Below are 4,936 nucleotides of genomic sequence, written 5' to 3'. Positions count from 1 at the left end.
GGCCGCCTGGAGCGCCGGGAAGGCCAGCGAGCCGCCCCACAGCGCCACGGCGCGGGCCGGCCGGGTGTGCACCGACCGGGCCTCGTCCAGGGCGTCCCGCGCGAACGCGGACACACGCGCGCGCAGCGGCCGTACGAGCGCCGCCCCGGCTCCCGCCACGGCCAGCAGGCCGGCCGCGCCCAGCAGCAGCGGCAGCGCCGAGCCGTCCGGCAGCAGGGGACCGAGCCGCAGCGCGTCCGGGAACGCGGCCAGCAGCGCGGCCAGCAGCCCGAGCCGGCCCACGCACTCCGCCAGCAGATACAGGGCGAGCGCCGCCGAGGAACGCGCCGGCGGCACCCCGCACACGGTCATGAAGCGCAGGTTCACGGCGCCCGCGCCCAGCCCGGTCGGCAGCAGATGGTTGGCCGCGCCCGCCGCGAACTGGGTGGCCAGCAGCCGCCCCTTCGGCAGCGGCTGGAGCACCGCTCCCTGCCGGGTGACGGCGGCGGCCACCCAGGTCAGGCAGGTCGCCGCGATCGCCGCGAGCAGCCATGGCCAGGAGGCGGTCCGCAGGTGGCCGAAGCCCTCGGCGAGGACCGAGCGGTGCCGTACGGCGGCCACGGCGACGAGCACGAGCGGCACCAGGCACAGCACCTGGCGGACGGGGAGGCGCCGGGGCGGGCGCCGGCGGGGGAGGGGGACGGCAGTCACATCCGCACAGGCTCTCCGGGGCGTCCCAACAGCGGGTGAACCGCCGCGGACATTGACCTCAACGAACCTTGAGGTTCTACGGTCTCTTCCATGAGCATGGAGACCACCGCCTGGACGCAGCTGCACAGCGTGATGAACGCGCAGTCCGAGCGTCGCCCGTTCGCCCGCGCCACCCTGCGCCGCATCGCCGCCTTCGCCCGCCCGCACCGCGCCGGCATCGTCCGGTTCGTGCTGCTCGGGGTGGTGACCGCCCTGCTCGCCGTCGCGACCCCGGTACTCGCCGGCCGCGTCGTCGACGCGATCGTGGCGGGGCACGACTCCGGCACCGTGGTGCGCCTCTCCCTGCTCATCGCGCTCGTCGCGCTCGCGGAGGCGGGGCTCGGCATCCTCGGCCGCCGCCTGTCGTCGACGCTCGGGGAGGGACTCATCCTCGACCTCAGAACGGCTGTGTTCGATCATGTGCAGCGCATGCCCGTCGCGTTCTTCACACGTACGCGTACGGGCGCGCTGGTCAGCCGTCTCAACAACGACGTGATCGGCGCCCAGCGGGCCTTCGCCAACACCCTCTCCGGCGTCGTCAGCAACCTGGTCACCCTGGTGCTGACGCTCGCCGTGATGCTCACCCTGTCCTGGCAGATCACCCTGCTCGCGCTCGTCCTGCTGCCGGTGTTCGTGCTGCCCGCCCGCCGCATGGGCAGCCGGATGGCCCGCATGCAGCGCGAGGCGGCGGCGCTGAACGCGGCCATGGGCACCCGGATGACCGAACGGTTCTCCGCGCCCGGCGCCACCCTGGTCAAGCTGTTCGGACGCCCGGAGGAGGAGTCGGCGGAGTTCGCGGCGCGGGCCGCCCAGGTGAGGGACATCGGCGTCCGCACGGCCACGGCCCAGTCGGTCTTCATCACCTCCCTCACCCTGGTCTCCGCCCTCGCCCTGGCCCTCGTCTACGGCCTCGGCGGCTGGTTCGCGCTGCGCGGCACCCTGGAGCCCGGCGCGGTCGTCTCCCTCGCCCTGCTGCTGACCCGGCTGTACGCGCCGCTGACCGCGCTCGCCGGGGCCCGGGTCGAGGTGATGAGTGCGATCGTCAGCTTCGAGCGGGTCTTCGAGGTGCTCGACCTCAAGCCGCTCATCGCCGAGAAGCCGGACGCCCGCGAGGTCCCGGCCGGCCCGGTCGCCGTCGAGTTCGACGACGTCCGCTTCTCCTACCCGTCCGCCGACCAGGTCTCGCTCGCCTCCCTGGAGGAGGTCGCCGCGCTCGACACCCGCGGCGGCACCGAGGTGCTGCGCGGCATCTCCTTCCGCGCCGAACCCGGCCGGACCGTCGCCCTCGTCGGCTCCTCCGGCGCCGGCAAGTCGACCATCGCGCAGCTCCTTCCGCGCCTGTACGACGTCGACGCGGGCGCGGTCCGCATCGGCGGCGTCGACGTCCGCGACCTCACCTTCGCCTCCCTGCGGGCCACCCTCGGCATGGTCACCCAGGACGGCCACCTCTTCCACGACACCGTCCGCGCCAACCTGCTGCTGGCCCGCCCGGACGCGGCCGACGACGAGCTGTGGGACGCCCTCGGCCGGGCCCGCCTCGCCGACGTGGTCCGGTCCCTGCCCGACGGACTCGACACGGTCGTCGGCGAGCGCGGCTACCGGCTCTCCGGCGGCGAACGCCAGCGCATGACCATCGCCCGGCTGCTGCTCGCCCGCCAGCGGGTGGTCATCCTGGACGAGGCCACCGCCCACCTGGACAACACCTCCGAGGCGGCCGTCCAGGAGGCGCTCACCGAGGCCCTGGAGGGCCGCACCGCCGTGGTCATCGCCCACCGCCTGTCCACGGTCCGCGCCGCCGACCAGATCCTGGTCGTGGAGTCCGGCCGGATCGTGGAACGCGGCACGCACGAGGAACTGCTGGCGGCGCGGGGCCGGTACGCCGAGCTGTACCGCACGCAGTTCGCGGGGCGCGGCGAGCCGGCGGAGGCGACGGCGCCGGGGGCGGTCGCGCCGGGGACCGAGGCGGCGGGAGCCGTGGAGGCGGGGGCGCCGACGGTGGGGTGAGCCCCGGCCCCGCCGGTCACTCCACCGGCGTCCCCGCCGGCGTCCGCCACCGGCCCGTGGCGGGCGCCTGTGCCGAGGCGTGCGGCAGCACCGGCCGGCGCCCGACCCGGCGGACCGTCCCGCCCCGGCGCCGTCCTGTCACCCCGCACACGCCCCGGTGAGCAGCGCGTCGACGGCGTCGCGGATCTCCTCGTCCTGGACGAAGCCCCGCCAGCCGCCGGAGCCGCGCAGCCGTTCGTCGCGGTCCCCTACGCCGCGCAGCAGGCGGGCGGCCGGCCGGGCGGCGGGGCCCATGCGGGCCAGGTGCCGTACCGCAGGGAGCATGACCGGCAGGTACGTGCCCTCGGCCAGGCCCCGCACGGCCGAGGTCAGCACCGGCACCGTGTGCGCGGTGTCGCCGGTCGCCGCCCACAGGGCGTGGGCCGCCTCGACGCGGACCCAGGGCTCGCGGTCGGCGGTCAGCGCCCGGAGCCGGTCCGCCCAGGGCGCGGCGTGCGGGCCGAGGTCGGCCAGTCTGCGCAGGGTGGGGGGCGCAAGGGGCCCCGTGGCGGTGGAGCCGAGCCGGTCCAGGAACGGTCCGGGTTCGCCGGTGACCTTCCCGTACGCCCAGGCCGCGAGGTCGGCGTGCGGGCCGCCGCCGGCCGACCGGGCCGCCAGCGGTTCCCTCGCCGGGGAGGCCGCCCGGCCGATGCCCGCCAGGGCGGTCGCCGCCGGTGCCCATGTCCGGTCGTCCGCCAGGAGGACGATCAGCCGCGGCACCGCCGCCTCCGCCAGCGGACCCCAGGCGGCGACGACCTCGCAGAGCCCGCGCAGCAGTTGGGGGTCCGTCGCGGTGTCGAGCCTCTCGCGGAGCGCCGGCAGCAGCGCGTCGGCGTGGTCCGAAAGAGGCAGCAGGACCTCGTCCAGCGCCGGCAGCACCACGGTGTGCCAGTCCTCGGCGGGGAAGTACGCGGAGCCCTCCGCGAATCCGGAGCGTTCGCCGGTCAGCAGCCCGGTCAGGACCGGCACGCAGCGGGGGTCGTTCATCCGGGCCAGCGCCCACACGGCGGCCTCGGCGACGGTCTCCCGCCACCGGGTGGACCGGGCGCCGGTGTCGTCGAGCAGCGCGGCGACCTCGTCCGCGTGCGCCGCGGCGGCCGGGCCGAGACAGGCGAGCAGTTCGGCCGCCCGGTACCGGACCTCGGGGGAGGGGTCGTCCAGCCGCGCGGCGACGGCCGGCAGCAAGGCGGCGGCCGGGGAGCGCCAGCGGGCCAGGTGCGCGCCGGCCTGGGCCAGGGCGCCGGTCCGCTGCTCGTCGTCGGGGTGGTCCGCGAGCAGGCCGAGGGCGAAGTCGGGGGCCGGTCCGGCGATGAGCCCCGCGGTCCAGTGGTGGACGCCCTGGACCCCGGTCTCCACCGTGCCGCTGTGGCGCCAGAGCGCGACGCCGGGCTCCCGGACCGCGTGCAGCAGCAGGTCCAGCCGGCGCGCGGGCAGCCCCGGGTCGGCCGGTGCGAGGGCGTGCACCGCGGCCAGCCGGAGCTGGGCCTCGGGGGCGTCGAGCAGGTCGCGCAGGAGCCGTCGGGTCTCCTCGGCGCGCGCTCCGGCCGGTTCGCGCAGGACCGCCCGGCCGAGGGCGAGGACGAGGTCCAGGCGGGTCACCGGGTCGTCCTCCGTGCGCCAGCGCCGCAGCAGCGCGGGCAGGGTCGCCGCACCGGGGCTGGTGCAGGACCCCATCACGTCGGCGGCGGCACGCCGGATCACGGGGTCGGGATCGTCCAGCAGCGCGCGTACGGCCGGGAGCGCCGCCTGCCACGCCGGCGGCCAGCCGGGGTCCACGAACCGGTCGGCGACCCGCCCGGCCTCGTGCGCCAGCATGGCCACCAGTTCCAGCAGGCCGCGCCGGACCGGCACGTCCGGCCGGGCGGCCAGGCGGAGCAGGAACGGCAGTGCGGCCGGGGCGGCCGGGCAGATCCAGCCGCCCTGGTGGAAGAGCAGGTTGAGCAGGTCGGACGAGGCGTCCTCGGCGTCGTCCGGGTCCGGCCCGGCACACCGCCGCAACAGTTCCGGCACGTCCGTGGCGGGCCCGTAGTTGTGCTCCAGCGCCGCCCAGTCCACGGCGTCCGGCGTCACCCAGGGGCTGGGCATCGACCCCGACCCGCTCACCGGCGGGGCACCCTCCGACGTGACCTACATCGTCTTCCGGAACTCCCGGATCACCCCGATC

3 protein-coding genes are annotated in these 4,936 nt (G+C 76.8%); 1 reads left to right on the top strand and 2 read right to left on the bottom strand.

All coding sequences use genetic code 11. The features are described 5' to 3' along the window. On the bottom strand, positions 1–690 hold a 690-nt coding region (locus ABZV94_RS40230; RefSeq protein WP_356349834.1), incomplete at its 3' end, for a TIGR00374 family protein. A 90-nt stretch (positions 691–780) separates the two neighbouring features. Here ABZV94_RS40230 and ABZV94_RS40225 point away from each other — a divergent pair. Continuing rightward, positions 781–2,733, top strand: a complete 1,953-nt coding sequence (locus tag ABZV94_RS40225; protein WP_356349833.1) for an ABC transporter ATP-binding protein — start codon at positions 781–783, stop codon at positions 2,731–2,733. Positions 2,734–2,871: 138 nt separating this feature from the next. Here ABZV94_RS40225 and ABZV94_RS40220 read toward each other — a convergent pair whose 3' ends face one another. After that, positions 2,872–4,827 (bottom strand): HEAT repeat domain-containing protein, encoded by a 1,956-nt coding sequence (locus ABZV94_RS40220; protein WP_356349830.1) that lies wholly within the window; start codon positions 4,825–4,827, stop codon positions 2,872–2,874. Between the last annotated feature and the right edge of the window lie 109 nt (positions 4,828–4,936).

Origin of the sequence: Streptomyces sp. NPDC004658, from assembly GCF_040609555.1 — a bacterium.
GTDB lineage: Bacteria > Actinomycetota > Actinomycetes > Streptomycetales > Streptomycetaceae > Streptomyces.
This window is presented reverse-complemented; position numbering and strand designations above follow the sequence as displayed.